This window comes from Streptomyces lusitanus (assembly GCF_042647945.1).
GTDB lineage: Bacteria > Actinomycetota > Actinomycetes > Streptomycetales > Streptomycetaceae > Streptomyces > Streptomyces pseudogriseolus.
The window spans coordinates 1-24,321 of the sequence record NZ_JBHRWL010000026.1; the positions used below are offsets into that span (position 1 = coordinate 1).

The window sequence follows — 24,321 nt, forward strand, 5'->3', positions numbered from 1 at the left end:
TCGCGGCGGCCAGTTCCCGCAGCAGCCGCAGCGTCTCGTCGGTGACCAGATGCTTGGAGTAGTCGACGTACAGGTCACCGACCCGGAGGGTGTACCCGGTGCCGCGGTCCGGATCGGCCTCGAACAGCTCGCGCAGCCGCACCTCGCCGAGCTCCTCGCGGTGCTGGGCCAGTGCGGTCCACTCGGGCCTCTGGTTGAGCCTGCTACGGCCGTCTGCGTTCATCTCGGACTTCAGCCTTCTTCCTTGGATGTCCCCGCTGTGCCGACTGATCCCAACCTAATTGATCAGCGGTGACGGGGACGGAAGAGTCCGGAGAGCGAACCGGCGGCAGGCGGGTGCGCCCGGCGTCGGCCAGGCGTCAGATCTCGCCGCGCAGCTTGGCGAGCGCCTCGGCGAGGATCGCCTCGCCGTCCGCGTCGCTGCGCCGCTCGCGCACATAGGCGAGGTGCGTCTTGTAGGGCTCGGTGCGCGGCGGGTCCGGCGGGTTGTCGCGGTCCTGCCCGGCCGGGAAGCCGCAGCGTGGGCAGTCCCAGGTGTCGGGCACCTGTGCGTCGCTCGCGAAGCTCGGCTGTGTCTCGTGCCCGTTGGAGCACCAGAAGGAGACGCGCAGCCGCGGCGCGGACTCGCCGCGCTCGGCCTCGCCCATCGGCCCCGCCCCGACCCGGCTTCCCCGGATCGCGTTGCCACTTGCCACGGTCGTAACTCCCTGCGTAATGGTGCCGCGAAGCGAGTCGGCGTACCGCTTCGCTGCGAGCGCCTCAGTCTACGTAAGGCCCAACGCGCGTCCAGTGATAGGAGTTACCTGTCTCCGCATCCAGACGCAAGCCCCATGATAGGCCGCGCTCAGCTGCGCGTACCGAACATGGGGCGTTACGTGGGGATTGCGGGCGGATCGCGCCGCGCGGGTCAGTTGCTCATCTTCATCGTGATGCCGAGCACCACGATGCACGCGAACCAGAGCAGACCGATCACGACCGTGATCCGGTCGAGGTTGCGCTCGGCGACCGAGGAGCCGCCGACGGACGACTGCATGCCACCACCGAACATGTCGGAGAGGCCGCCGCCCTTCCCCTTGTGCATCAGCACCAGCAGCATCAGCAGCAGGCTGAAGACGATCAGGGCGATGGAGAACCCCAGAACCACGGCTGGACCAACTTCCTCGGAAACGGATGGACGACACGGGGTCCAGCACCGGACTGGACCCCGCAAGAGTACGACGGATCGGCCCTGCGGCCTACTCCCGTCCCGGGGGTGCGCCCGCGGGCGGGCGCACCCCGGTCACTCACTGGTCGCGGAAGCGGACGATCTTGACGAACTCGTCGGCGTCCAGCGAGGCGCCGCCGACCAGGGCGCCGTCGATGTCGGCCTGTGCCATGATCTCGGCGACGTTGCCGGACTTCACGGAGCCGCCGTACTGGATGCGGACCTTGTCGGCCAGCTCCTGGGTGTACAGCTCGGCGAGCTTGCCGCGGATCGCCGCGCACACCTCCTGGGCGTCCTCGGCGCCGCAGACCTTGCCGGTGCCGATGGCCCACACCGGCTCGTAGGCGATGACGACCGTCTCGGCCTGCTCGGCCGGGACGTCCTTCAGACCGCCCTCGACCTGGGCGAGGGTGTGGGAGACGTGGTTGCCCGCCTCGCGGACCTCCAGCTCCTCGCCGACGCACAGGATGGGGGTGATGCCGTGCTTGAAGGCCGCCTTCACCTTGGTGTTGACGACCTCGTCGGTCTCGGCGTGGTACTGGCGGCGCTCGGAGTGGCCGACCGCGACGTAGGTGCACTTCAGCTTGGCCAGCATGGGCCCGGAGATCTCGCCGGTGTAGGCGCCGCCGTCGTGGGCCGAGATGTCCTGCGCGCCGTACTTGATCTTCAGCTTGTCGCCGTCGACCAGGGTCTGCACGGAGCGCAGGTCGGTGAACGGCGGCAGGACGGCGACCTCGACGGAGTCGTAGTCCTTGTCGGCCAGGGCGAAGGCGAGCTTCTGGACGTGGGCGATGGCCTCGAGGTGGTTGAGGTTCATCTTCCAGTTGCCCGCCATCAGCGGCGTACGGGTGGTCATTGAGGGTCAGTCCTCCAGTGCTGCGAGGCCGGGGAGCGTCTTGCCCTCGAGGTATTCGAGGGAGGCGCCGCCGCCGGTCGAGATGTGGCCGAATGCCTGCTCGTCGAAGCCCAGGGTACGGACCGCGGCGGCGGAGTCCCCGCCGCCGACCACGGTGAATCCCGGGGAGTCGAGGAGGGCCTGGGCGACCGCCTTGGTGCCCTCGGCGTAGTCGGGGTGCTCGAAGACGCCCATGGGGCCGTTCCAGAAGACGGTGGCGGCGTCGGCGAGCTTCGAGGCGTAGAGCTTGCGGGTCTCCGGGCCGATGTCCAGGCCCAGCTTCCCGGCCGGGATGGCGTCCGCGGCGACGTTCTCGGGGTTGCCCGGCGCCTTGGCCTTCATGTCGGGGAACTCGCCGGCGACCAGGGTGTCGACCGGCAGCACCAGCTCGACGCCGCTCTTCTCGGCGCGCTCCAGGTACTCCTGGACGGCCGGGATCTGGTCCTCCTGGAGCAGGGACGAGCCGACCTCGTGCCCCTGGGCCTTGAGGAAGGTGTACGCCATGCCGCCGCCGATGAGGATGCGGTCGGCCTTGCCGAGCAGCTGGTCGATGACGGCCAGCTTGTCGGAGACCTTGGCGCCGCCGAGGACGACCACGTAGGGCCGCTCGACGTCGTCGGTGAGCTTCTTCAGCACGCCGACCTCGGTGGCGATGAGGTGACCGGCGTAGTGCGGCAGCCGGGCCGGAAGGTCGAACACCGAGGCGTGCTTGCGGTGCACCGCGCCGAAACCGTCGCCGACGTAGACGTCGGCGAGGGCCGCCAGCTGGTCGGCGAAGGCGCCGCGCTCGGCGTCGTCCTTGGACGTCTCGCCCGCGTTGAAGCGGAGGTTCTCGACGACCGCGACCTGGCCGTCGGCGAGGCCGGCGACGGTCGAGGAGGCCGACTCGCCGACCGTGTCGGTGGCGAACGCGACGTCGGCGCCGAGGAGTTCACCGAGGCGCGCGGCGGCGGGGCCGAGCGAGAAGGCGGGGTCCGGGGCGCCCTTGGGGCGGCCCAGGTGCGAGGCGACGACCACGCGCGCGCCCGCGTCGGCGAGGGCCTTGACGGTGGGCACCACGGCGCGGATGCGGCCGTCGTCGGTGATGGTGGTGCCGTCCAGCGGCACGTTGAGGTCGGCGCGGACGAAGACCCGCTTGCCCGCGACGCCTTCGGAGAGGAGTTCGTCGATCGTCTTCATAGGGGGCTCCCTGTCAGAGCAACGTGTTCAGCGACCTGTTCGCTCGTGATCGCTCGTGATCGAAAGAGGGCGACCGTTCCGATACGTGCGTCAGGGCCCGGACGGCGCGTCGCCGCGCCTTCCGAGCCCTGCACTCATATCAGGCCGTCCGCTCCACGATCAGAGCTGGTTGCCGATGAAGACCGTCAGGTCGACGAGGCGGTTGCTGTAGCCCCACTCGTTGTCGTACCAGCCGATGACCTTCACGTTCTTGCCCTCCTGGACCATGGTCAGGGAGGAGTCGAAGGTGCAGGACGCCGGGGCGTTGACGATGTCGGAGGAGACGATCGCGTCCTCCGTGTACTCCAGGTAGCCCTTCAGCTCGCCCTCGGCGGCCTTCTGGAAGGCGGCGTTGACCTCTTCCTTGGTGACCTCGCGGGAGAGCTCCACGACCAGGTCGGTGACCGAGCCGGTCGGGACCGGGACGCGCATGGCCATGCCGTCCAGCTTGCCCTTGAGCTGCGGCAGCACCAGGGCGGTGGCCTTCGCGGCGCCCGTGGTGGTCGGGATGATGTTCTCGGCGGCGGCGCGGGCGCGGCGCAGGTCCTTGTGCGGGAAGTCCAGGATGCGCTGGTCGTTCGTGTACGCGTGGACCGTCGTCATCAGGCCCTTGACGATGCCGAAGTTCTCGTCGAGCACCTTCGCCATGGGCGCCACACAGTTGGTGGTGCAGGAGGCGTTGGAGATGACGTGGTGGTTGGCCGCGTCGTACTGCTCGTGGTTCACGCCCATGACGAGCGTGATGTCCTCGCCCTTCGCCGGGGCGGAGATGACGACCTTCTTGGCGCCGCCGGTGATGTGCTTCTCGGCGTCTTCCTTCTTGGTGAAGATGCCGGTCGACTCGATGACGATGTCGACACCCAGCTCGCCCCACGGGATGTCGGCGGGGTTGCGCTCGGAGAGGACCTTGATCGTCTTGTCGCCGACGGTGATGGTGTCCTCGGTGTGCGAGACCTCCTGCTTGAGACGGCCCAGGATGGTGTCGTACTTCAGCAGGTGCGCGGTGGTCGCCGTGTCGCCCAGGTCGTTGACGGCCACGATCTCGATGTCGGCGCCCTGCTCCAGGAGCGCGCGGAAGTAGTTCCGACCGATGCGGCCAAACCCGTTGATGCCTACGCGGATCGTCACGAACCGATCTCCTCGTTGGTACGCCGGCTCTGACGCCGGCGAGCTGTATTTGGGATGTCCCCGACCACTGTCGACCCTACCTCTCCGGGGCCCCGGCCGTGACATCGAGTTGTCCCATACCCGGCAGGGCGGTCCGTACCCGCCAGTAGGGTACGGACCGCCCCAGGGCGACGGTCTTCCGTCACCCTTTTCCGCCGTCCGTGACCGGCCTCGCCGGCGCCGGTGTCACCCGCGGACGGCGGCCAGCGCCTTCCTCATCAGTGCGGCCCGGTCCGCCGCGGAGGCGAGGTGCTCCAGGCCGAATCCCAGCAGCACGGTGTCCTCCGTGGTGACCGCCGCGTAGGTGCGGAACAGCTCCCCGGCGCGGGTCCAGTCCTTCAGGACGGGCGGGCTGCCCGCGGGCGGGCCGGAGACGCGCCAGGCGCCCAGGGACTCCTCGAAGCCCTCCGTCTCCGTGACGGTCCCGCCCACGACCAGGGAGGCCTCGTCGGCGAGGACGGCCCGGCCGCCGCTGCCCGGGTCGGTGACGTAGGCGATCGACACCTCGGCCGTGCGGCCCGCGTACGCGCCGAGGTCGAACTCCACCTGCTGCCAGCCGCCGGAGGACCCGGTGAGGCTGTTCCACGCCCCGGTGGTGCCAGTCGCGGCGCAGCCGTCGTCGCCCAGGGTCAGGTAGTGCTCCAGCCAGGGGTGCCCGGCGACGAAGAACCCGGCCGCGCACTCGGACGGCACGGTGGTGCGGGTGGCGCCGCCCGCCTCGGGCAGGGTCGTCCAGTCGTCGCCGCCCGCGGTGCGCGCCTCGACAATGACGTGGTCGTAGCCCGGTTCGGTGTCCCACAGCAGGCGGGTGCGCAGCGTGGGCCGCTCGGCGGCGGTGACACCGGTGAGGTCGACGGTGCGGGTCAGGCGCTTGTAGCCGTCGTCGGTGTGCACGGCGGCCGCCATGAAGGAGCCCGCGTAGGGCCCGTACGGATTGACCGTGCCGCTGTACGACCCGGCCCCGGCGCTCGCGAACTGCGGGTACGTGGCGGGCGGCAGCTCGTCGGAGGTGAGGGCGTAGCTGCCGGGCCGGTCCAGCGGGTTCCCGGGCGCGTCGCCGAGCGGGCCGCCGGTGCCGGCGAGCCGTCCGGCGCCGTTGAACGCGGTGGCGCCCGAGGTGGCCGTGCGGGAGTAGGCGCCCAGGTAGTACTGGCTGAAATCGTCGGACAGGACGCCGTCGCCGAGGTCGACGTCGCCGCCGGCCTGCTCGCCCGCCTCGATCAGCCGGCCGCCCTCGTTGAGGAAGGCCCGCAGCTGGAGCTGGGTGGCGACGCCCGGGACGGCCGCCCCGGTGTGGTGGACGACGGTGCGGAAGTGGCTCAGCACGCCGAGCGCGTCCGGTGCGCCCCGCTCGGCCACGTCCCAGACGGCGGCGCTCCGGCCGTTCGCCCGCAGCGCGTCGGTGTACGCCTTCGTGCCGGTGGCCTTCGCGCCCTCCTCGGACACGACGAGGACGTCGGCGCGGGGCCGCTGCGCCACGGTGTAGGTGAAGGGCTCGGCGGAGACCTTCGTGCCGCCGCGGGTCCTGCCGGTGAACCACACCTCGACCCGGTCGCCGGGCTCGGCGTGCCGGACCTTCGCGCGGTACTCGTCGAAGTACAGGTCGTCCTCGCCGCCGTAGCGCTCGCCGCCCCGCCAGGGCCTGAGGTCCACGCTGTGGGTGCGGCCGCCGTCGACCCGGTACCGCATCTGCTTGTCGCGCACCGACCTGCGGGCCACGACGGAGATCTCCTGGTCCTCACCGCGCGCGTAGGAGGTCGTGAAGGCCGCCGGGGTGAAGTCCGGTGCCTCCAGGCCGACCGCGGAGGACGGCCGGTCGGGGTGCGCGGCGGTCTCGGCGACGGAGAGCGCGAAGGGGACGTTCTTGGCGAACTCCTGCTGGATCAGCTTCTCGTCGTCCGGGAAGGTGAAGATCGAACGGCAGTCGCCGGGCTCCCAGGCGTCGTCGGGGTCGTACGCGGAGGCGGTCTGGCAGGTCGACATCTCCGGGGTGAACATCGCCATGCCGTTGACGTTCGCCGCGTGGCCGTCGGCCTCGCCGTTGGTGGTGTACAGCTCGGAGGAGAGCTGCGGGTGGTAGCCGGGGATCGCCGAGTTGTCCGGCGTGCCGGCGAGCGCCTTGTACAGCACGTCGTCGGGCGTCGGCGTGGCCACCTGCCAGCCGACCCCGTAGAGGAGCAGCTCGGCGGCGGAGTGGTAGTTGATGCCGTAGGTGAAGCCGATGCGCTTCTCGAAGGCGTCGATCGCCTTGGTCTCGGGCTCGGAGCCCGGGGAGGCGCCCCGGTAGGTCTCGCCGGAGGGGCTGGGCGAGGAGCCCTCGTCGTCGTAACCCCACTTGTAGGGGAAGTTGCGGTTGAGGTCGACGCCGTCGCCGGAGCCGATCTTCCCGTCGCCGTCGACGTCCCGGAGGTTCTTGCGCCACAGGCGGTTGGCGTCGTCGGCGAAGGTGTAGTCGTAGCCGTCCGGGTTGGCGGAGAGGACGAACCACAGCTCGGTGGTGTCGACGATCCGCTTGATCCGCCGGTCGGTCCGGTACCGGTCGAGGTAGTGGTGCATCAGCCGGCGGGTCATCTCCGGCGTGATCCACTCCCGGGCGTGCTGGTTGGCCATGTAGAGGACGGCCGGCCGGGAGCCGTCCTTGGTCCTGCGGGCCTGCTTGGTGAGCTTCAGGGCGAGGATGTCCTTGCCCTGAACGGTCTTGCCGATGGAGACGACCTTGGTGAGGGAGGGGTTGCGCTGCGCGGTGCGCAGCATCTCCTCCTTGAGGCCGCCCTTGCCGCTGTACGGCCGGAACACGCCCTGGGCGGCGTCCGCCGCGCGTTCCTCCGCCCGGGCGGGGAGCCGGTGCTCGGTGAGGTCGACGCCCTGTTTCTCCAGCGTCCGGGCCTGTCCCTCGGTGAGGTACACCTCGACGGCGGCCGTGCCCCGTTCGGGCACCCGCTCGCCGAGTTCGTGACCGTCCTGCCCCGCCGCCAGCAGCAGGGGTACCTGCTGCCGTGTGACGTCGGCGCGGTAGACCTTGACCTCGCCGGGATCACCGGGCGAGGGCGGTGCGGGTTGTGCCTGGGCGACAGGTGCGAAGCCGGCTCCGCCGATCAGGAGCGTGCCGACGGCGAGGATCGATCTCGCTCTTCGTCTCATGAGCCCCCCTGAGAGAGGTCCGCCACAGCGGCGAACAGATGCCAGGCTCATGACACAACATGATCGAGTCAAGGGCGCCGCCACGACACACGAAACCGGCGCCGGTCACCCAGGTGGGCGGCGGCGCCGGTGTTCTGACCAGGTGTCAGAAGGTGTCAGGAGACGGTCGTGCGTCCGGGTCAGACGCCGATCTTGTCGTCCAGTTCCTCGCTGAGGTTGGCCTCCGTGCCCGGGATGCCGAGGTCCGCGGCGCGCTTGTCGGCCATGGCCAGCAGCCGGCGGATGCGTCCGGCCACCGCGTCCTTGGTGAGCGGCGGGTCGGCGAGCGCGCCCAGCTCCTCCAGGGAGGCCTGCTTGTGCTCCATGCGCAGCCGGCCGGCCGCGGCGAGGTGCTCGGGCACGTCGTCGCCGAGGATCTCCAGCGCGCGCTGCACCCGGGCGCCGGCCGCGACGGCGGCGCGGGCGGACCGGCGCAGGTTGGCGTCGTCGAAGTTGGCCAGCCGGTTCGCCGTCGCGCGCACCTCGCGGCGCATCCGGCGCTCCTCCCAGGCCAGCACCGACTCGTGCGCGCCCAGCCGGGTGAGCAGCGCGCCGATCGCGTCGCCGTCCCGGACGACCACCCGGTCCACGCCGCGCACCTCGCGCGCCTTGGCGGCGATGTGCAGCCGGCGGGCGGCGCCGACCAGGGCGAGCGCGGCCTCGGGGCCGGGGCAGGTCACCTCGAGGGACGAGGAACGGCCGGGCTCGGTGAGGGAGCCGTGCGCCAGGAAGGCGCCCCGCCAGGCGGCCTCGGCGTCGCAGGTGGCCCCCGAGACCACCTGCGGCGGCAGGCCGCGGATCGGACGGCCCCGGCCGTCCACCAGGCCGGTCTGACGGGCCAGCTGGTCACCGCCCGCGACCACGCGCACCACGTACCGCGAGCCGCGGCGCAGTCCGCCCGGCGCCATCACGATCAGTTCGGAGCTGTGGCCGAAGATCTCCAGGATGTCCCGCTTGAGCCGCCGGGCGGCCATGGCGGTGTCCAGCTCCGCCTCGATCACGATGCGCCCGCTGACCAGGTGGAGGCCGCCGGCGAACCGCAGAATGGCGGAGACCTCCGCCTTCCTGCAGCAGGTACGGGTGACGGGGAGCCGGCTGATCTCGTCCTTCACCGCTGCCGTCATCGCCATGGGCCGATCCTTCCATGCATCCGAAAAATACGGTCGTACGCGGCGGCCAACAGCTCCGGGTCGTGCCGGGGGCTTCCGTCGGGCCGGGCCACGGGGGCCAGCTCGACCGCGGCGCCGAACCGCTCGGCGGCATCGGTCAGCAAGTCCCGGTCGGGCACGGCGGCCTCGTCGGCCAGCACCACGTCCAGGGCGAGTTTAGGGGCGTGTCGCCCCAAAACCTCCAAATGACGCTGCGGGGAGAAGCCCTCGGTTTCTCCGGGCTGCGGGGCGAGGTTCAGCGAGAGTACCCGGCGCGCCTTCGTCTCGACGAGGGCGTCCAGCAGCTCGGGGACCAGCAGATGCGGGATCACCGAGGAGAACCAGGAGCCGGGCCCCAGCACCACCCAGTCGGCGTCCAGCACCGCCGCGACCGCCTCGGGCACGGCCGGCGGGTCGTTCGGCACGAGGTGCACCGACTGCACCTCGCCGGGGGTGAGGGCGACGGTGGCCTGGCCGCGGACGGTGTCGACGTCGTCGGGGCGCTCCGGGTCGTGCCCCTTGACCAGCGCCTGGAGCTCCAGCGGCACGGCGGACATGGGCAGCACCCGGCCGTGCGCGCCGAGCAGCCGCCCCACCAGGTCGAGGGCCTGGACGTGGTCGCCGAGCTGCTCCCACAGGGCGACGATCAGCAGGTTGCCGACCGCGTGCTCGTGCAGGTCGCCCTTGGACTGGAAGCGGTGCTGGATGACGCGCGCCCAGGTCTGGCCCCAGTCGTCGTCCCCGCACAGCGCGGCCAGCGCCTTGCGCAGGTCGCCGGGGGGCAGCACGCCCAGTTCGTCGCGCAGGCGGCCGCTGGAGCCGCCGTCGTCGGCGACGGTGACCACGGCCGTGAGGTCGCCGGTGATCCGGCGCAGGGCGGCGAGCGAGGCGGACAGGCCCATGCCGCCGCCGAGGGCGACGACCTTGGGCTGGGCGCCCCTGCGGCGCGGGCGCGCGCCGCGCGTCTCGGCCGGCCGGCCGGCGCGGCCCTCGGGGACCGCCCTGCGCAGCCGGCTCAGCCGCGGAGTACGTCGTGTCATTCCCGTCCCATGTCCCGGTGGACGACCACCGTCTCCACGCCCTCCGCGGCGAGCCGGGCGGCGAGCTTCTCCGACATGGCGACCGAGCGGTGCTTGCCGCCCGTACAGCCGACCGCGATGGTCACGTAGCGCTTGCCCTCACGACGGTAGCCCGCGGCGACCAGCCGCAGCAGCTCGGCGTACCGGTCGAGGAACTCCTTGGCGCCGGGCTGGTTGAAGACGTACGACGCCACCTCCTCGTTGAGGCCGGTGAAGGGGCGCAGCTCCGGGATCCAGTGCGGGTTGGGCAGGAACCGCATGTCCACGACCAGGTCGGCGTCCACCGGGAGGCCGTACTTGAAGCCGAAGGACATCACGGTGGCCCGCAGCTCGGGCTCCTCCTCGCCGGCGAACTGCGCGTGCATCTTCGCGCGCAGCTCGTGGACGTTCAGCCCGGAGGTGTCGATCACCAGGTCGGCGTCGCCGCGCAGCTCGCGCAGCAGCTCCCGCTCGGCGGCGATGCCGTCGACGATCCGGCCGTCGCCCTGGAGCGGGTGCGGGCGGCGCACCGACTCGAAGCGGCGCACCAGGGCCTCGTCGGAGGACTCCAGGAAGACCGTGCGCCGGGTGACGCCGCGCGCGTCGAGGTCGGCGAGGGACTCGCGCAGGTTGTCGAAGAAGCGCCGGCCGCGGACGTCGACGACGACCGCGATCCGCGCCACGTTGCCCTGGGAGCGCGCGCCGAGCTCCACCATGGTGGGGATCAGCGCGGGCGGCAGGTTGTCGACGACGAACCAGCCGAGGTCCTCGAGGCATTTCGCGGCCGTCGACCGGCCCGCCCCGGACATCCCGGAGATGATCACCAGCTCGGGGATGCCGACCTCGGGCACCCCGCCGTTGTCCTTGCCCGTCTTCACCTGTGCTCCGTTGTCCTGCCGGACGCCGGCGCGGGCCGTGGCCCCGCCCGCCTGCTGTGCCGCCCGGTCCCCGGGCCCTGTCTCGTGCTCGGTCATCGCTCCTGCCCCCGTCGTTCGTCCGGGGCGCCCGTGGACACGGGCTCCCCCGGAGAACCCGTCTGCTGCCCGGGTTCTTCCGTGTCATCCATGATCTCGCCCGTCGCCGTGTTCACGGCGGGACCGCCGGGCACCGCCTGGGCGAGGGCCGCGACGATCGTCTCGGCCGTCTTGCGGCCTATGCCCGGAACGTCACAGATCTGCTCGATTGTCGCCGACCGCAGCCGCTTCAACGAACCGAAGTGCTTGATCAGCGCCTGCTTCCGGGTCTCGCCGAGGCCGGGGACGTCGTCCAGGGGGCTGGAGCGGAAGCGCTTGGCGCGCTTGGCGCGCTGATAGGTGATCGCGAAGCGGTGCGCCTCGTCCCGGATGCGCTGGAGCAGGTACAGGCCCTCGCTGGTCCGGGGCAGCACCACCGGGTCGTCGTCGCCGGGCAGCCACACCTCCTCCAGCCGCTTGGCGAGACCGCACACCGCGATGTCGTCGATGCCCAGCTCGTCCAGCGCCCGCCGGGCCGCGGCGACCTGCGGCGCGCCGCCGTCCACCACGACGAGCTGCGGCGGGTACGCGAATCGCTTGGGGCGTCCGTCGTCCTCGGTGAGCGTGCTCGCGGGCGGCTCGGCGAGACCCGCGCCGTCCGTCCCCGGGTCCGCCTGCGCCCCGGGCTCGGCGCCCGGTTCCTCGCCGTCGGCCCACTCCCCCGTGCGCTCCTTCTCCGCCAGGTAGCGGCGGAAGCGGCGGGTGATCACCTCGTGCATGGACCGCACGTCGTCCTGGCCGGCGAAGCCTTTGATCTGGAAGCGGCGGTACTCGCTCTTGCGGGCCAGCCCGTCCTCGAAGACGACCATGGACGCCACGACGTCGTCGCCCTGGAGGTGCGAGATGTCGTAGCACTCGATCCGCAGCGGGGCGCTGTCCAGGCCCAGGGCGTCGCTGATCTCCTCCAGCGCGCGCGAGCGGGTGGTGAGGTCGGAGGCGCGCTTGGTCTTGTGCAGCACGAGCGCCTGCTGCGCGTTGCGCTGGACCGTCTCCATCAGGGCCTTCTTGTCGCCGCGCTGCGGGACGCGCAGCGAGACGTTCGCGCCGCGCCGCCCGGTCAGCCACTCCTGCACCGGCTCCACCGGGTCCGGAAGCGCGGGGACCAGCACCTCGCGCGGGACGGCGTCGCCGGTCTCCTCGCCGTAGAGCTGCTGAAGGGCGTGCTCGACGAGGGCGCCGGTGGTGATCTCCTCGACCTTGTCCGTGACCCAGCCGCGCTGGCCGCGCACCCGCCCGCCGCGCACGTGGAAGATCTGGACGGCCGCCTCCAGTTCGTCCTCGGCGACCGCGATCAGGTCGGCGTCGGTGGCGTCCGCCAGCACCACCGCGTTCTTCTCCATGGCCTTCTTCAGCGCGCCGATGTCGTCGCGCAGGCGCGCGGCCCGCTCGTACTCCATCTCCTCGGCGGCCTGAGCCATCTGCCTCTCCAGACGGCGCAGATAGGTGCCGGTGCGCCCGGCCATGAAGTCGCAGAACTCCTCGGCCAGCTCCCGGTGGTCCTCGGCGGAGATCCGCTCCACGCAGGGCGCCGAGCACTTGCCGATGTAGCCGAGCAGGCAGGGGCGGCCGGTGCGGGCGGCGTTCTTGAACACGCCCGCCGAGCAGGTGCGCACCGGGAAGACGCGCAGCATCAGGTCCACGGTGTCGCGGATCGCCCACGCGTGCGCGTACGGCCCGAAGTACCGTACGCCCTTCTTCTTGTGACCGCGCATCACCTGCACGCGCGGAAACTCCTCGTTCATCGTCACCGCGAGGTACGGATAGCTCTTGTCGTCGCGGTACTTGACGTTGAACCGGGGGTCGAACTCCTTGATCCAGGAGTACTCCAGCTGCAGCGCCTCGACCTCGGTCGAGACCACCGTCCACTCCACGGACGCGGCCGTGGTCACCATCGAGCGGGTGCGCGGGTGCAGCCCGGCGAGGTCCTGGAAGTAGTTCGCCAGGCGCTGGCGCAGGCTCTTCGCCTTCCCGACGTAGATCACCCGGCGGTGCTCGTCGCGGAACCGGTAGACCCCCGGCGAGTCGGGGATCTCACCCGGTCTGGGGCGGTAGCTGGAGGGGTCGGCCATGCATCACACCCTACTGGCGGACACCGACAGGACGGCGGGGCCGGGGGCGGGGCTGTGGACAACCGGGGAGGGGATCGGGGGGCGGGCACGGAGGGGCGGGGATGGGGGGCGGGGGTCGGGGACGGAGGGGGCGGGGGCCGGGGGCAGGGGTCGGGGACGGAGGCGGTAGGGAAGGGGGGCATGGCGAGCCTGGGAGACGGGTTCGTGGGGTCCGATGCGGGCGGATGGGTTACGGCGGCCGGTAAGCGGGAATGTGGGGGGTCCGTGCCTCGGGCGATCACCGGGGCCGGCGGACGGACCGCGGTGGCGGTCCGCCCGGCGGTCCGCACCGGCTCACCGGCCGGTGGCCCGAGGCGGTCATGACGGCGGTCACGCGAGTGGCCGCGAGTCGGGAGGTCGTATGCGACAGGTGCGGATCGAGAAAACACGACGGCCTGCCCGGTACCGCCGGTACACGGACGAGACGCCTGCCTTCCCCGAGTCCCTCGACCCGCGCGACCCCGACATCGTGCGCGCGAAGCGCCTGGGTGCCGCGGGCTCCCGCCTGCGGGACCGGAACCGTACCGAGGGGGCCTGACCCTCGGACGCGCCCCGGGCGACGAACCACGGGGCCGCAGACCACAGGGGCCGTACCGGCCGCATCGGCCGGTACGGCCCCTTCGTGTCGCCGCTCTTGCCGCCAGACGGTTGTCGGGACCTGGTCAACACGCTTCAATGCGGAGGAACTCGGGGCGCTGAACGACGGCGTACGCATGTGAAGACCGCGCCGTGCCGACGGGGGCGGGCCCCGGTGCGCCCCGCGCGAACGGTCTGACCAGCCGTTGTGACCTTCACAGAAAGGCCCCTGCATGCCGCACGCCACACAGCACGCGGACGTCGTCACCGCAGAACTGGACTCGGCCCTGCGCGGCGGCCCGTTCCACGTCGCCCTGCGCGCCGCGATCGCCGCACGGGGACTGCCGTTGCAGCGGGTGCAGCACCATCTGTCGCGCCACGGCGTGAAGGTGGGCGTCACCAGTTTGAGCTACTGGCAGCAGGGCGCCCGCCGCCCGCAGCGCCCGGAGTCGCTGCGCGCCGTACGGGCCCTGGAGGAGATCCTTCAGCTGCCGGAGGAGTCACTGATCCGGCTGCTCGCCGAGACGGACGACCGGGCCGGGGACCGCGGCTCCGCCGGCCGCAGCTACCGCTCCCTCGTCGAGGCCTCGGGCGTCCTGGACAAGCTGCTGGCCGAGTTCGGCACCCCGCGCGACGGCGGGCTGCACTCCCTGGGCCACCACGAGCGGGTGAGCATCGGCGCCCGCCGGGAACTGGCGGAACGCGAGTCGCACCACATCGTGCGCGCCCATCGCGACGGCGTCGACCGCTATGTCGCCGTCCACCACGGCGACCCGGGCGCCGACCCGGAGCGCATGCACGTCCGCGCCCTGGAGAACTGCCGCATCGGCCGCATACGCCGGCACCACGACACCGGGGTCCTCGCGGCCGAGCTGCTCTTCGACATCCGGCTGCGCGCCGGCGACACGTTCCTCTTCCGGTACACCGTGGAGGACGGCACGGCCGGCGTCTGCCGCGAGTACGTCCGGGGCGCCGACTCCCCCGGCGGCCAGTACGCGCTCCAGGTCTGCTTCGACTCCGCCGCGCTCCCGGTGCGGTGCCACCGGTTCACCCAGCACTCGGCCGCGGCCCCCCGCGGCGGACGCCAGGAGCTGCCGCTCAGCCCGCGGCACCGCTCGGTGCACCTGGTGGAACCGCGCCTGCGGGCCGGCTACGTAGGGATCGCCTGGGACTGGGAGTGATCCCGGCCTGTCCGGGCGGTGCGGTGACGCGGCCGCGGGTCAGTCGCTGCGGCGTGCGACCAGGGTGCCGTTCTTCACCTCGACGACCAGCGGCTTCAGAGGCGCCACGGCCGGCTCACGCAGCACCTTCCCGGTGGTGGCGTCGAACTCGCTGCCGTGACACGGGCAGACCAGCCTGGTCCCGTCCAGCTTGTTGATGGGGCACCCCGCGTGCGTGCACACGGTGCTGTACGCGGTGAGGGAACCGTCCTCGCCCCGCCCGACGACCACGTTGTGGTCCCGGTACAGCTTGGCGCCGCCCGCGGGGACCTCGCTGGCCGGGCCCAGCTCGACGGGCCCGGCCAGCGGGGCCGACCTGTCGTCGCCGACGGGCCGACAGGCGGTGAGGCCCAGCCCCGCGACGGGTGTGAGGGCCGCGCCTCGCAGGACGGTCCGGCGGGTCGCGGCGGGTCGGGCGGACATGCGGGCTCCCACGGTTCGTGCGCGGTGGACGAGTGTTCACCGGGACGATACCGGGGGTGGGTGGGGCGGGGTGCGGGTGGGTGGGATCGGGCCGTGGGGTGGGGTGGGGCCGTGGGGTGGGGTGGGCGGCTTGCGTAAGCGTTCGCGCAAACGCTGACGTATGCATTGGCGTAAGCGCTGACGTAAGCGATTGCGCGAGAAGGTGCGCAAGCGTTGGCGTAAACGCTTACGCAAGCGTTTACGACCCCCACTCCCATGCGATACGGTCCCCTCGCGAGCCCGACATCACAGACCCGCACGGAGGAGCGACGGACGATGACGACCATGGCGGATGTGGCGCGCAGCGCCGGAGTCTCCATCGCGACCGTCTCGCACGTGCTGAACGGCACCCGCCCCGTGCTCCCCCACACCCGCCAGGCCGTCCTGGACGCCGTGGAGGAGCTCGGCTACACCCCCAACACCCTGGCCCGCTCACTGGTCACGGCCCGCACCCGGTCGATCGGGCTCGCGGTGTCGGCGATCAGCAACCCGTACTTCACAGAGATCCTCCAGGGCGTGGAGGCGGCCGCCCTGGAGCACGGGTACAGCCTCCTCATCGCCGATCCGCACGACGACCCGGCGCGCGAGCGCAAGGTCGTGCAGCTGCTGCACGAGCGCCGCGTGGAGGGCATGATCGTGGCGCCCTCCCCCGAGCCGGCCGGGCTTCTCGCCTACCTGCGGCGGCACCAGGTGCCGGCCGTGTTCCTGGACCGGCTGGTCGGCCCGCCCGGCGAGGCCGGGCCGCCCCTCTTCGACCAGGTCTGCGCCGAGAGCACCGAGCCGACCGCCGGCCTGGTCACCCATCTCGCCGGTCTGGGACACCGCCGCATCGGCCTGGTGGCCGGCCTGCCCGGGCTCAGCACGACCGCCGAGCGGATCACCGGTTACCGGCACGGGCTCGCGGCCTCGGGGCTGCCGTTCGACGAGCGGATCCTGGTGCACGGCGACTCGGAGGCCGCGGGCGCCGAACGCGCCACGGCCGAGCTGCTGAACCTCGGTTCGCGCCCCACCGCGCTGATCACCGCCAACAACGCCATGACCATCGGCGCCCTGCGCGCACTGCGGGCCCACGGGCTGTCCGTGCCCGGGGACATCGCCCTGTGCTGCTTCGACGACTTCGCCTGGGCCGACCTCTTCTCGCCCCGTCTGACCGCCGTGTCCCAGCCGAGCCGCGACATCGGCGCCCGGGCCGTCCGGATGCTGCTGGACCGTCTCGCCGACCCCGACCGGCCGACCCGTACCGAACGCCTCCCGTGCACCTTCGTGCACCGCACCTCCTGCGGCTGCCCGGAGGACGCGGCTGCCCTGAAGAAAGGAACCCCCTCGTGATCGTCGTAGCCGGTGAGGCACTGATCGACCTGGTACCGCAGGGGGCGGGTGCGCTCGCCGCGCTGACGCCCGCGCTCGGTGGCGGCCCCTTCAACACGGCCGTGGCGCTCGGCCGCCTCGGCTCCCCCACCGTGTTCTGCTCGCGGGTGTCGCGGGACGCGTTCGGTGAGGCGCTGCTGGACCGGCTGCGGGAGACCGGTGTGGACGTGGCGTCGGTGCAGCGCGGTGACGAGCCGACGACGCTCGCCGTCGCCACGGTCGGCGCCGACGGCTCCGCGGCCTACTCGTTCTACGTGGAGGGCACGGCGGACCGGCTGTTCAGCGAGCCCGAGGCGCTGCCCGCCGGCACCCGCGCGGTGTCCTTCGGGACCTGCTCCCTGGTGCTGGAGCCGGGTGCGAGCGCGTACGAGGCGCTGATGCGCGAGGCGTCGGGGCGGGGTGTGTTCACGGCGCTCGACCCCAACATCCGGGCGGGGCTGATCGCGGACGCCGACGCCTACCGGGCGCGGTTCAAAAGCTGGCTGCCGTCGGTGTCGCTGCTGAAGCTGTCCGCGGAGGACGCCGAGTGGCTCGGCGGGTCCCCGCGGGAGTGGCTCGCGGCGGGTCCCGCGGCGGTCGTGGTCACCCGGGGCGGGGACGGGCTGACGGCGTACACCCGCGACGGCGGCGAGTACGCGGTGCCGGGTGAGCGTGTCGAGGTGGTGGACACCATCGGCGCGGGCGACACGGTGAACGCGGCCCTGCTGCACGGGCTGTCGGCGCGTGACGCGCTGAGCGACGAGGGTGTGGCCGCGCTCGGCGCCGAGGGCTGGGAGAGCCTGCTGCGTTTCGCGGCGCGCGCGGCGGCGGTCACGTGTTCCCGCGCCGGTGCGGAACCTCCGTACGCCCATGAGCTGGAGGTGCGGGAGACCGTCTGACGCACGTGTGCCGTGCCGCGGGGAGCGTCCCTGCGGCACGGCACACGATGGGCGGGCGGGCCGGTCAGGCCTTGGTGCCGCGCGTCGTCCTCGTCGCGGCGGTCTTCCCGGCCGTCTTCGTGGCGGTGGTCCCGACCGTCTTGGTCGTGGTCTTCTTCGCCGTCGACCGGGCGGCGACCGTCTTCTTGGCCGCCTTGCGCGGGGCGCGGACCTGCGAGGCGTCGCTGATCCGCTCCGCGCCGAGGATCTCCCGCAGGAACTTGCCGGTGTGGCTGGCCGGCACCCCGGCGACCTGCTCGGGCGTGCCCTCGGCGACGACGAGGCCGCCGCCGGCGCCGCCCTCGGGGCCCATGTCGACGACCCAGTCGGCCGTCTTGACGACATCGAGGTTGTGCTCGATGACGATCACGGTGTTGCCCTTGTCGACCAGGCCGGACAGGACCGTCAGCAGCTTGCTGATGTCCTCGAAGTGCAGACCGGTCGTCGGCTCGTCGAGGACGTAGACCGTGCGGCCGGTGGAGCGCTTCTGCAGTTCGCTGGCGAGCTTGACGCGCTGCGCCTCGCCGCCGGACAGGGTGGTCGCGGACTGGCCGAGCCGGACGTAGCCGAGGCCGACGTCGTTGAGCGTCCTGAGGTGGCGGGAGATCGCCGGGACCGCCTCGAAGAAGTGCATGGCCTCTTCGATCGGCATGTTCAGCACGTCGGCGATGGACTTGCCCTTGTAGTGGACGTCCAGCGTCTCCCGGTTGTAGCGGGCGCCGTGGCAGACCTCGCAGGGGACGTAGACGTCCGGCAGGAAGTTCATCTCGATCTTGATGGTGCCGTCGCCCGAGCAGTTCTCGCAGCGGCCGCCCTTGACGTTGAAGGAGAAGCGGCCCGGCAGGTAGCCGCGCACCTTCGCCTCCGTCGTCTCCGCGAAGAGCCTGCGGATGTGGTCGAAGACGCCCGTGTACGTCGCCGGGTTGGACCGCGGGGTGCGGCCGATGGGCGACTGGTCGACATGCACGACCTTGTCGACGAGGTCGTCGCCCTCGACGCGCGTGTGCCGGCCGGGCACGTTGCGCGCGCCGTTCAGCTCCCGGGCGAGGTGCGTGTACAGGATGTCGTTGACCAGCGTGGACTTGCCGGAGCCGGACACGCCGGTGACCGCGGTGAAGACGCCCAGCGGGAAGGACACGTCGATGTCCCGCAGGTTGTTCTCACGGGCGCCGCGCACCGTGAGGCGGCGCGACGGGTCGTGCGGGCGCCGCATCTCGGGCAGCGGGATCGCCTTCTTGCCCGACAGGTACTGGCCGGTCTGCGACTCGGCGTTGGCGAGCAGCTCCTTGAGGGAGCCGCTGTGCACGACCTTGCCACCGTGCTCGCCGGCGCCGGGACCGATGTCGACGATCCAGTCGGCGACCTTGATGGTGTCCTCGTCGTGCTCCACGACGATCAGCGTGTTGCCCATGTCGCGCAGCCGGACCAGGGTCTCGATCAGCCGGTGGTTGTCCCGCTGGTGCAGGCCGATGGACGGCTCGTCGAGCACGTAGAGCACGCCGACGAGGCCGCTGCCGATCTGGGTGGCCAGGCGGATGCGCTGGGCCTCGCCGCCGGAGAGGGTGCCCGCCGCGCGGTTCAGCGAGAGGTAGTCCAGGCCGACGTCGACCAGGAAGCGCAGCCGCTCGTTGACCTCCTTGAGGACGCGCTCGGCGATCTTCTTGTCGCGGGCGGTCAGCTTCAGCTCGCCCAGGAAGTCCGCGCAGTCGCTGATGGACATCGCGGAGACCTCGGCGATGGACTTGCCCATGACCGTGACGGCGAGGACGACCGGCTTGAGGCGCGTGCCCTCGCAGGAGGGGCAGGGCACCTCGCGCATGTAGCCCTCGAAGCGCTCGCGGCTGGCGTCGCTCTCGGCCTCGCTGTGGCGCCGCTTGACGAACGGCACCGCGCCCTCGAAGGCCGTGGTGTAGCGGCGCTCGCGCCCGTAGCGGTTGCGGTAGCGGACCTCGACCTGGGTCTTGTGACCGTGCAGCAGGGCCTTCTTGGCGCGCTGCGGCAGGCCGGCCCACGGGATGTCCGTGCGGAAGCCGAGCGCGTCCGCGAGGGCGCCGACGAGGCGGTCGAAGTAGTCCTTGGTGTGGCCGTGGGACCACGGGTGGATGGCGCCCTCGTCGAGGCTCTTGTCCGGGTCGGGGACGATCAGCTCGGGGTCGACCTCCATGCGCGTGCCGATGCCGGTGCACTCGGGGCAGGCGCCGAAGGGCGAGTTGAAGGAGAACGAGCGGGGCTCCAGCTCCTCGAACGACAGGTCGTCGTAGGGGCAGTAGAGGTGCTCGGAGTACATGCGCTCGCGCTCGGGGTCGTCCTCGGGGAGGTCGACGAAGTCGAGCACGACCATGCCGCCGGACAGCCCGAGGGCGGTCTCCACGGAGTCGGTGAGGCGGCGCTTGGCGCTGTCCTTCACCGTGAGGCGGTCGACGACCACCTCGATGGTGTGCTTCTCCTGCTTCTTCAGCGTGGGCGGGGTGGAGAGCTGGATCGTCTCGCCGTCCACGCGCGCGCGGGAGTAGCCCTTGGTCTGGAGGTCGGAGAAGAGGTCGACGAACTCGCCCTTGCGCTCGCGCACCAGCGGGGAGAGCACCTGGAAGCGGCTGCCCTCCGGCAGCTCCAGGACCTTGTCGACGATGGCCTGCGGCGACTGGCGGGAGATCGGCCGGCCGCACTCGGGACAGTGCGGCTTGCCGATGCGCGCGAAGAGCAGGCGCAGGTAGTCGTAGACCTCGGTGATGGTGCCGACCGTGGAGCGCGGGTTGCGCGAGGTGGACTTCTGGTCGATGGAGACCGCCGGGGAGAGGCCCTCGATGAAGTCGACGTCCGGCTTGTCCATCTGGCCGAGGAACTGCCGGGCGTAGGAGGAGAGCGACTCCACGTAGCGCCGCTGCCCCTCGGCGAAGATGGTGTCGAAGGCCAGCGAGGACTTGCCCGACCCCGACAGGCCCGTGAAGACGATGAGCGAGTCGCGCGGGAGGTCGAGCGAGACGTTCTTGAGATTGTGCTCGCGCGCTCCACGGACGATGAGACGGTCGGCCACGCCGGTCCGCACCTTTCTTGAGGGTAGTGACAGGGGCGGGGCCCCCGTCCTTCTCAGACTAGGGGGAGCCACTGACAACGCCGGTTCGGATTCACGGATAGTCAACAAAGCCCGGCTCTCCAGCATGCCCGACGCCGCGTCCGACCTTATAGCACGCGCATTCGAATTTGCCGTCCGGTTCACCTCCTTCACCCGAAGGTGTGACACGGTTAGGGTCGGCGGCATGATTGATCACGCTGATGACCTGGTGTCTGTACAGGCCGCCACCGAGCGGCTGCTCCGCGCGGTCGGCGCCCTGGACAACGCGGCTGTGACCCAGTCGTCACGTCTGCCGGGCTGGACCCGCGGTCATGTGCTGACCCACCTGTCCCGCAACGCGGACGCCCTGGTGAACGTCTTCGAGGGCCGCCCGATGTACGCCTCCGCCGAGGCCCGGGACGGCGACATCGAGGCGGGCGCCCCGCGCCCCCTGGACGAGCAGCTCGCGGACCTGCGGACGAGCGCGGAGCGCTTCCAGGCGGCGGCCGAGGTCCCGGCGGACTGGTCCCGCACCGTGGAACTGCGCAACGGCGTCACCGACCGCGCCGCGCGGGTGCCGTTCCGGCGCTGGATCGAGGTGGAGCTGCACCACGTCGACCTCGGGATCGGCTACGAGCTGGAGGACCTCCCGGCCGCCTTCACCGACCGGGAGACCGGGTTCCTCGCGGCGCGCTTCGACGGCCACCCGGACGTGCCCGCCACCACCCTGACGGCAACCGACGGACGCAGCTGGACGACCGGCGGCGGCGCGGACGGCGGCCCGGTCACGGTCGAGGGGACCCCCGCCGATCTTCTCGGCTGGCTCGCCGGTCGCCGGGACGGCGGCGCCCTCACGGTGAAGGGCGGGGACCTCCCGAAGCTCCCGCCCCTGTGAGCGCTGTCCGGCGCCGGTTCCGGCGCTAGGCTGACGCTCATGACGTACAGCGGGCGGGTGACGGTCGGCGGGCCGGCCGACGTGCACGAACTCAAGGACCTGATGATCACCAAGGTCGCGGTCGGCCCCATGGAGAACAACGCGTACCTGCTGCGCTGCCGGGCCACCGACGAGCAGCTGCTGATCGACGCGGCGAACGACGCCGACGCGCTGCTGGGCACGATCGGTGACGACGGCATCGCGTCCGTCGTCACCACTCACCGGCACGGCGACCACTGGCAGGCGCTCGCGGAGGTGGTGGCCGCCACCGGCGCCCGCACCTACGCGGGCCGGTACGACGCCGAGGGCATCCCGGTGCCGACCGACGTGCTGGTCGACGACGGCGACGTCGTCCGCGTCGGCCAGGTCGAGCTCACCGCCCGCCACCTCGTCGGCCACACCCCCGGCTCGATCGCCCTCGTCTACGACGACCCCCACGGGCATCCCCATGTGTTCACCGGGGACTGTCTGTTCCCGGGCGGTGTGGGCAACACCCACAAGGACCCGGAGGCGTTCGCGAGCCTGCTGCACGACGTCGAGACCAAGATCTTCGACGTGCTCCCGGACGAGACCTGGGTCTACCCGGGCCACGGGAACGACACCACGCTCGGCGACGAGCGTCCCCACCTCGCGGAATGGCGCGCACGAGGCTGGTGACGATCGCCGTCGCCCCGTCGCCCCGTCGCCCGCTCCTAACGATCAGCTACTGGCGCAGGCATGAGGTTGCGCCTGAGCGCGGGCATGAGGCGGAGGGCGTTGTCACGGTTGATGCCGCGGCGTTGGCGGTCGGTGAAGACAGGGTCGGTCTCGATGGCCGGCACCGTGAAGCCGGTGATGATGTCGGCGGAGGCGGCCGGCCAGTCGGTGCCGAAGAGGATCCGGTCGGCACCGGCGGTGGCCACCAGTGTGCCCGAGGGGGCCGACGGACCCGCCGTGTCGTAGTAGAAGCGATGGAGATGATCCCGCACCCGGGCGGCATCGAGGGGCGGGGTGCAGAAGCCGCCGAAGGCCTTCATACGGGTGGCGATCGCCGGGAGGAATCCGCCGGCGTGTGGCAGGACGACCGACACGTGCGGGTAGCGGTCGAGTGTCCTGGTACGGATCATGTTCACCGCGGCGCGCGTGGAATCCAGCAGGAAATCACACATGAAGTTCGGGATGCCGGGGACGGTGGGCACGGCGGGTGGGCCGCTCGGGAGGTCGAGCGGGTGGGTGAAAAGGACAGTGGCGCGTTCGTCGAGTTGTGCGAGGAAGCGGTCGTAGGAGGGATCACCGAGGTAGACGCCGTTGTAGTTGGCTTTCGCGCTGACTCCGACGGCACCGAGCTCGTCGAAAGCGTGCTGCAGAGCCCACGTGGTCACATCGGGGTGGTCCAGGACGGCGGGGCCGAGTACCGCGAAACGGCCCGGGTGCGCGGCCACCAGATCGGCCAGTGCCTCGAAGACGACGGTGAGGCCCTCCCTGGCCTGCGCGGCGGAGCGGTACCGGTCCTGCATGGTCGGGTTGAGGACCGCGGTCGCGATACCCACCCGGTCCATCAGCGCCAAAGCGGAGTCCACATCCCAGCGTGCCCACCACGGCAGTTCCTGCCGCCGCACCAAGCCCTCGCGCTCGGCCCAGTCGACCCACGCCGGAGCGGTGAAATGGTGGTGGACGTCAATCCTCGCCCGACCGGCGTCGTCACCGCTCCGCGAGCTCTGCGGCTGAGCTTCCTCCCCGGCCAGAGCGCTGGACCCGCCTGTGGTGGCGACGGTGGTCGCCGCCGCGCCACCGGCGATCAGCAGACTGCGCCGACTCATGGTCTCGGTCGATTCCGGCATCCGCGTATCCCGTCCGTAGTTCCAGCTCGCCGCACCACGATGGCCCGGCGGCGATCCGGTGATCGGCACGGCGTGCACTTTTCGACGCCGGTTACCTCGGACGGACGCGGCGGCCGGAGTGCGCGGGCGCGGCCTTCGTTCAGGCCACGGCACGGAAGACGTACGCCGTCATCGGAGCGGTGACCGGTCCCGGGCCCAGACGGGCCGCCATCTCTTCGATGACGGTGGCCCGGACGGCCGGTCCGTCGCCGCGCTCCTCGACGGCCGCGCGCACCGGCGTCCCCGTGAGGTACCCGGTGGCAAGGTCGGCGATCGACTCGGCCCGGCCCTGAAGCGTCAACTCCTGCCCGTCCTCGACAGCGAACCCGGCGGCCTCCAGATCGGCGGCCACGACAGCGGGGTCGGCACAGCCGTGCGGAACCGTCTGGAAGAACCGTGGCGGGTCGGCCGGAAAGGCCCGCTCCAGCCCGGCCCGCAGCGCGGCTTCGAAGGCGTGCCTCCCGAGCGGGCCCCAGGTGTTGAACAGGAACCGGCCGCCCTGGGCGAGCACCCGGCGGACCTCGGTGAACGCCTGGATGCGGTGGGGGAAGAACATGACGCCGAACTGGCAGACCACCAGGTCGAAGCCTCCGTTCGGGAACGGCAGCCGCTGCGCGTCCGCCTGCCGCCACATCGCGCCAGGGGCCCGGGCCGAACCGAAAGCGAGCATGGCCTCGTTCAGGTCGGTGGCCGTCACCTCGGCCGAGGGTGCTGCTGTGAGCAGGTTCGCTGTCAAGACGCCAGTTCCCGCGGCGAGTTCGAGGATGCGCCGGGGGTGGAGTGCCGCCGCCCGGGCAGTCAGGTCCTCGGCGAAGGGCCGGAAGACCACCGGCACGAGGTACCGCTCATAGGCCGCCGGCATGGATTCGGACCATCGCCGGTCGGCACTGGTTCCTGTCACCCTTACGACGGTAGCGCCGCGTCAGGGGAGCTGTTCCTTGT

19 protein-coding genes and 1 pseudogene are annotated in these 24,321 nt (G+C 71.7%); 5 read left to right on the forward strand and 15 right to left on the reverse strand.

Annotation, left to right across the window (positions count from 1 at the left end; genetic code table 11):
• From ACFOSY_RS29045 to uvrC, 11 genes and pseudogenes are all read right to left on the reverse strand, one after another.
• A pseudogene (locus ACFOSY_RS29045) lies at positions 1-223 on the reverse strand (glucose-6-phosphate isomerase); the annotation flags it as partial.
• A gap of 136 nt (positions 224-359) precedes the next feature.
• On the reverse strand, positions 360-695 hold the full coding sequence (locus ACFOSY_RS29050) for an RNA polymerase-binding protein RbpA (protein ID WP_078066843.1): 336 nt from the start codon (positions 693-695) through the stop codon (positions 360-362).
• Positions 696-907: 212 nt separating this feature from the next.
• Entirely contained in the window at positions 908-1,144 is a 237-nt protein-coding gene (secG, locus tag ACFOSY_RS29055) for a preprotein translocase subunit SecG (protein ID WP_006135271.1), read from the reverse strand.
• A gap of 139 nt (positions 1,145-1,283) precedes the next feature.
• Entirely contained in the window at positions 1,284-2,060 is a 777-nt protein-coding gene (tpiA, locus tag ACFOSY_RS29060; protein ID WP_006135272.1) for a triose-phosphate isomerase, read from the reverse strand.
• A gap of 6 nt (positions 2,061-2,066) precedes the next feature.
• A complete protein-coding gene (locus tag ACFOSY_RS29065) occupies positions 2,067-3,278 on the reverse strand; it encodes a phosphoglycerate kinase (RefSeq protein WP_394312487.1) in 1,212 nt (403 codons plus the stop codon).
• A 159-nt stretch (positions 3,279-3,437) separates the two neighbouring features.
• Positions 3,438-4,445, reverse strand: coding sequence for a type I glyceraldehyde-3-phosphate dehydrogenase (gap, locus tag ACFOSY_RS29070; protein WP_006135274.1), 1,008 nt, complete (start codon positions 4,443-4,445; stop codon positions 3,438-3,440).
• A 225-nt stretch (positions 4,446-4,670) separates the two neighbouring features.
• Positions 4,671-7,625, reverse strand: coding sequence for a M14 family metallopeptidase (locus tag ACFOSY_RS29075; RefSeq protein WP_394312490.1), 2,955 nt, complete (start codon positions 7,623-7,625; stop codon positions 4,671-4,673).
• Between the two features lie 179 nt (positions 7,626-7,804).
• The gene (gene whiA / locus ACFOSY_RS29080) at positions 7,805-8,794 is read right to left on the reverse strand and encodes a DNA-binding protein WhiA (protein ID WP_225657244.1); all 990 of its coding nucleotides are present in this window, start codon (positions 8,792-8,794) and stop codon (positions 7,805-7,807) included.
• Positions 8,785-9,852, reverse strand: a complete 1,068-nt coding sequence (locus tag ACFOSY_RS29085) for a gluconeogenesis factor YvcK family protein (RefSeq protein WP_225657243.1) — start codon at positions 9,850-9,852, stop codon at positions 8,785-8,787. Before ACFOSY_RS29085 ends, whiA begins: the two co-directional genes overlap by 10 nt.
• A complete protein-coding gene (gene rapZ / locus ACFOSY_RS29090; protein WP_394312497.1) occupies positions 9,849-10,844 on the reverse strand; it encodes an RNase adapter RapZ in 996 nt (331 codons plus the stop codon). The genes ACFOSY_RS29085 and rapZ overlap by 4 nt, the downstream gene beginning before the upstream one ends.
• Positions 10,841-12,952 (reverse strand): excinuclease ABC subunit UvrC, encoded by a 2,112-nt coding sequence (uvrC, locus tag ACFOSY_RS29095; protein WP_394312500.1) that lies wholly within the window; start codon positions 12,950-12,952, stop codon positions 10,841-10,843. The genes rapZ and uvrC overlap by 4 nt, the downstream gene beginning before the upstream one ends.
• An 848-nt stretch (positions 12,953-13,800) precedes the next feature.
• On the opposite strand from uvrC, the gene ACFOSY_RS29100 reads away from it, so the two are divergent.
• Positions 13,801-14,748 carry a hypothetical protein gene (locus ACFOSY_RS29100; RefSeq protein ID WP_394312502.1) on the forward strand — a complete coding sequence of 316 codons (948 nt, stop codon included), beginning with the start codon at positions 13,801-13,803 and terminating at the stop codon, positions 14,746-14,748.
• 39 nt (positions 14,749-14,787) lie between these two features.
• On the opposite strand, the gene ACFOSY_RS29105 is transcribed toward ACFOSY_RS29100, so the two are convergent.
• A complete protein-coding gene (locus ACFOSY_RS29105; protein ID WP_394312505.1) occupies positions 14,788-15,210 on the reverse strand; it encodes a Rieske (2Fe-2S) protein in 423 nt (140 codons plus the stop codon).
• 315 nt (positions 15,211-15,525) lie between these two features.
• Between ACFOSY_RS29105 and ACFOSY_RS29110 the strand changes: the two genes are divergently transcribed.
• Positions 15,526-16,578: a LacI family DNA-binding transcriptional regulator gene (locus ACFOSY_RS29110; protein ID WP_394312506.1), complete on the forward strand. Its 1,053-nt coding sequence runs from the start codon at positions 15,526-15,528 to the stop codon at positions 16,576-16,578.
• Positions 16,575-17,495: a carbohydrate kinase family protein gene (locus tag ACFOSY_RS29115; RefSeq protein WP_394312508.1), complete on the forward strand. Its 921-nt coding sequence runs from the start codon at positions 16,575-16,577 to the stop codon at positions 17,493-17,495. Before ACFOSY_RS29110 ends, ACFOSY_RS29115 begins: the two co-directional genes overlap by 4 nt.
• A gap of 64 nt (positions 17,496-17,559) precedes the next feature.
• Here the strand turns inward: ACFOSY_RS29115 and uvrA are convergent, their stop codons facing one another.
• A complete protein-coding gene (uvrA, locus tag ACFOSY_RS29120) occupies positions 17,560-20,568 on the reverse strand; it encodes an excinuclease ABC subunit UvrA (protein WP_394312511.1) in 3,009 nt (1,002 codons plus the stop codon).
• 223 nt (positions 20,569-20,791) lie between these two features.
• On the opposite strand from uvrA, the gene ACFOSY_RS29125 reads away from it, so the two are divergent.
• Positions 20,792-21,481 carry a maleylpyruvate isomerase family mycothiol-dependent enzyme gene (locus ACFOSY_RS29125; RefSeq protein WP_394312514.1) on the forward strand — a complete coding sequence of 230 codons (690 nt, stop codon included), beginning with the start codon at positions 20,792-20,794 and terminating at the stop codon, positions 21,479-21,481.
• 39 nt (positions 21,482-21,520) lie between these two features.
• On the forward strand, positions 21,521-22,177 hold the full coding sequence (locus ACFOSY_RS29130; RefSeq protein ID WP_394312515.1) for an MBL fold metallo-hydrolase: 657 nt from the start codon (positions 21,521-21,523) through the stop codon (positions 22,175-22,177).
• Between the two features lie 35 nt (positions 22,178-22,212).
• Here ACFOSY_RS29130 and ACFOSY_RS29135 read toward each other — a convergent pair whose 3' ends face one another.
• Both ACFOSY_RS29135 and ACFOSY_RS29140 read right to left on the reverse strand, forming a co-directional pair.
• Positions 22,213-23,340, reverse strand: a complete 1,128-nt coding sequence (locus ACFOSY_RS29135) for an amidohydrolase family protein (RefSeq protein WP_394312685.1) — start codon at positions 23,338-23,340, stop codon at positions 22,213-22,215.
• A gap of 139 nt (positions 23,341-23,479) precedes the next feature.
• Complete coding sequence (locus ACFOSY_RS29140; RefSeq protein WP_394312517.1) at positions 23,480-24,241, reverse strand: class I SAM-dependent methyltransferase; 762 nt, start codon at positions 24,239-24,241, stop codon at positions 23,480-23,482.
• Between the last annotated feature and the right edge of the window lie 80 nt (positions 24,242-24,321).

Bases quoted from the DNA above. Each gene is read 5' to 3' on its own strand.
- ACFOSY_RS29065 (WP_394312487.1), bottom strand. From the start codon at position 3,278: ATGAAGACGATCGACGAACTCCTCTCCGAAGGCGTCGCGGGCAAGCGG.
- ACFOSY_RS29075 (WP_394312490.1), bottom strand. From the start codon at position 7,625: ATGAGACGAAGAGCGAGATCGATCCTCGCCGTCGGCACGCTCCTGATC.
- ACFOSY_RS29125 (WP_394312514.1), top strand. From the start codon at position 20,792: ATGATTGATCACGCTGATGACCTGGTGTCTGTACAGGCCGCCACCGAG.
- rapZ (WP_394312497.1), bottom strand. From the start codon at position 10,844: ATGACCGAGCACGAGACAGGGCCCGGGGACCGGGCGGCACAGCAGGCG.
- ACFOSY_RS29140 (WP_394312517.1), bottom strand. From the start codon at position 24,241: ATGCCGGCGGCCTATGAGCGGTACCTCGTGCCGGTGGTCTTCCGGCCC.
- ACFOSY_RS29110 (WP_394312506.1), top strand. From the start codon at position 15,526: ATGACGACCATGGCGGATGTGGCGCGCAGCGCCGGAGTCTCCATCGCG.
- ACFOSY_RS29130 (WP_394312515.1), top strand. From the start codon at position 21,521: ATGACGTACAGCGGGCGGGTGACGGTCGGCGGGCCGGCCGACGTGCAC.
- uvrC (WP_394312500.1), bottom strand. From the start codon at position 12,952: ATGGCCGACCCCTCCAGCTACCGCCCCAGACCGGGTGAGATCCCCGAC.
- ACFOSY_RS29135 (WP_394312685.1), bottom strand. From the start codon at position 23,340: ATGCCGGAATCGACCGAGACCATGAGTCGGCGCAGTCTGCTGATCGCC.
- tpiA (WP_006135272.1), bottom strand. From the start codon at position 2,060: ATGACCACCCGTACGCCGCTGATGGCGGGCAACTGGAAGATGAACCTC.
- whiA (WP_225657244.1), bottom strand. From the start codon at position 8,794: ATGGCGATGACGGCAGCGGTGAAGGACGAGATCAGCCGGCTCCCCGTC.
- ACFOSY_RS29100 (WP_394312502.1), top strand. From the start codon at position 13,801: ATGCCGCACGCCACACAGCACGCGGACGTCGTCACCGCAGAACTGGAC.
- ACFOSY_RS29085 (WP_225657243.1), bottom strand. From the start codon at position 9,852: ATGACACGACGTACTCCGCGGCTGAGCCGGCTGCGCAGGGCGGTCCCC.
- ACFOSY_RS29105 (WP_394312505.1), bottom strand. From the start codon at position 15,210: ATGTCCGCCCGACCCGCCGCGACCCGCCGGACCGTCCTGCGAGGCGCG.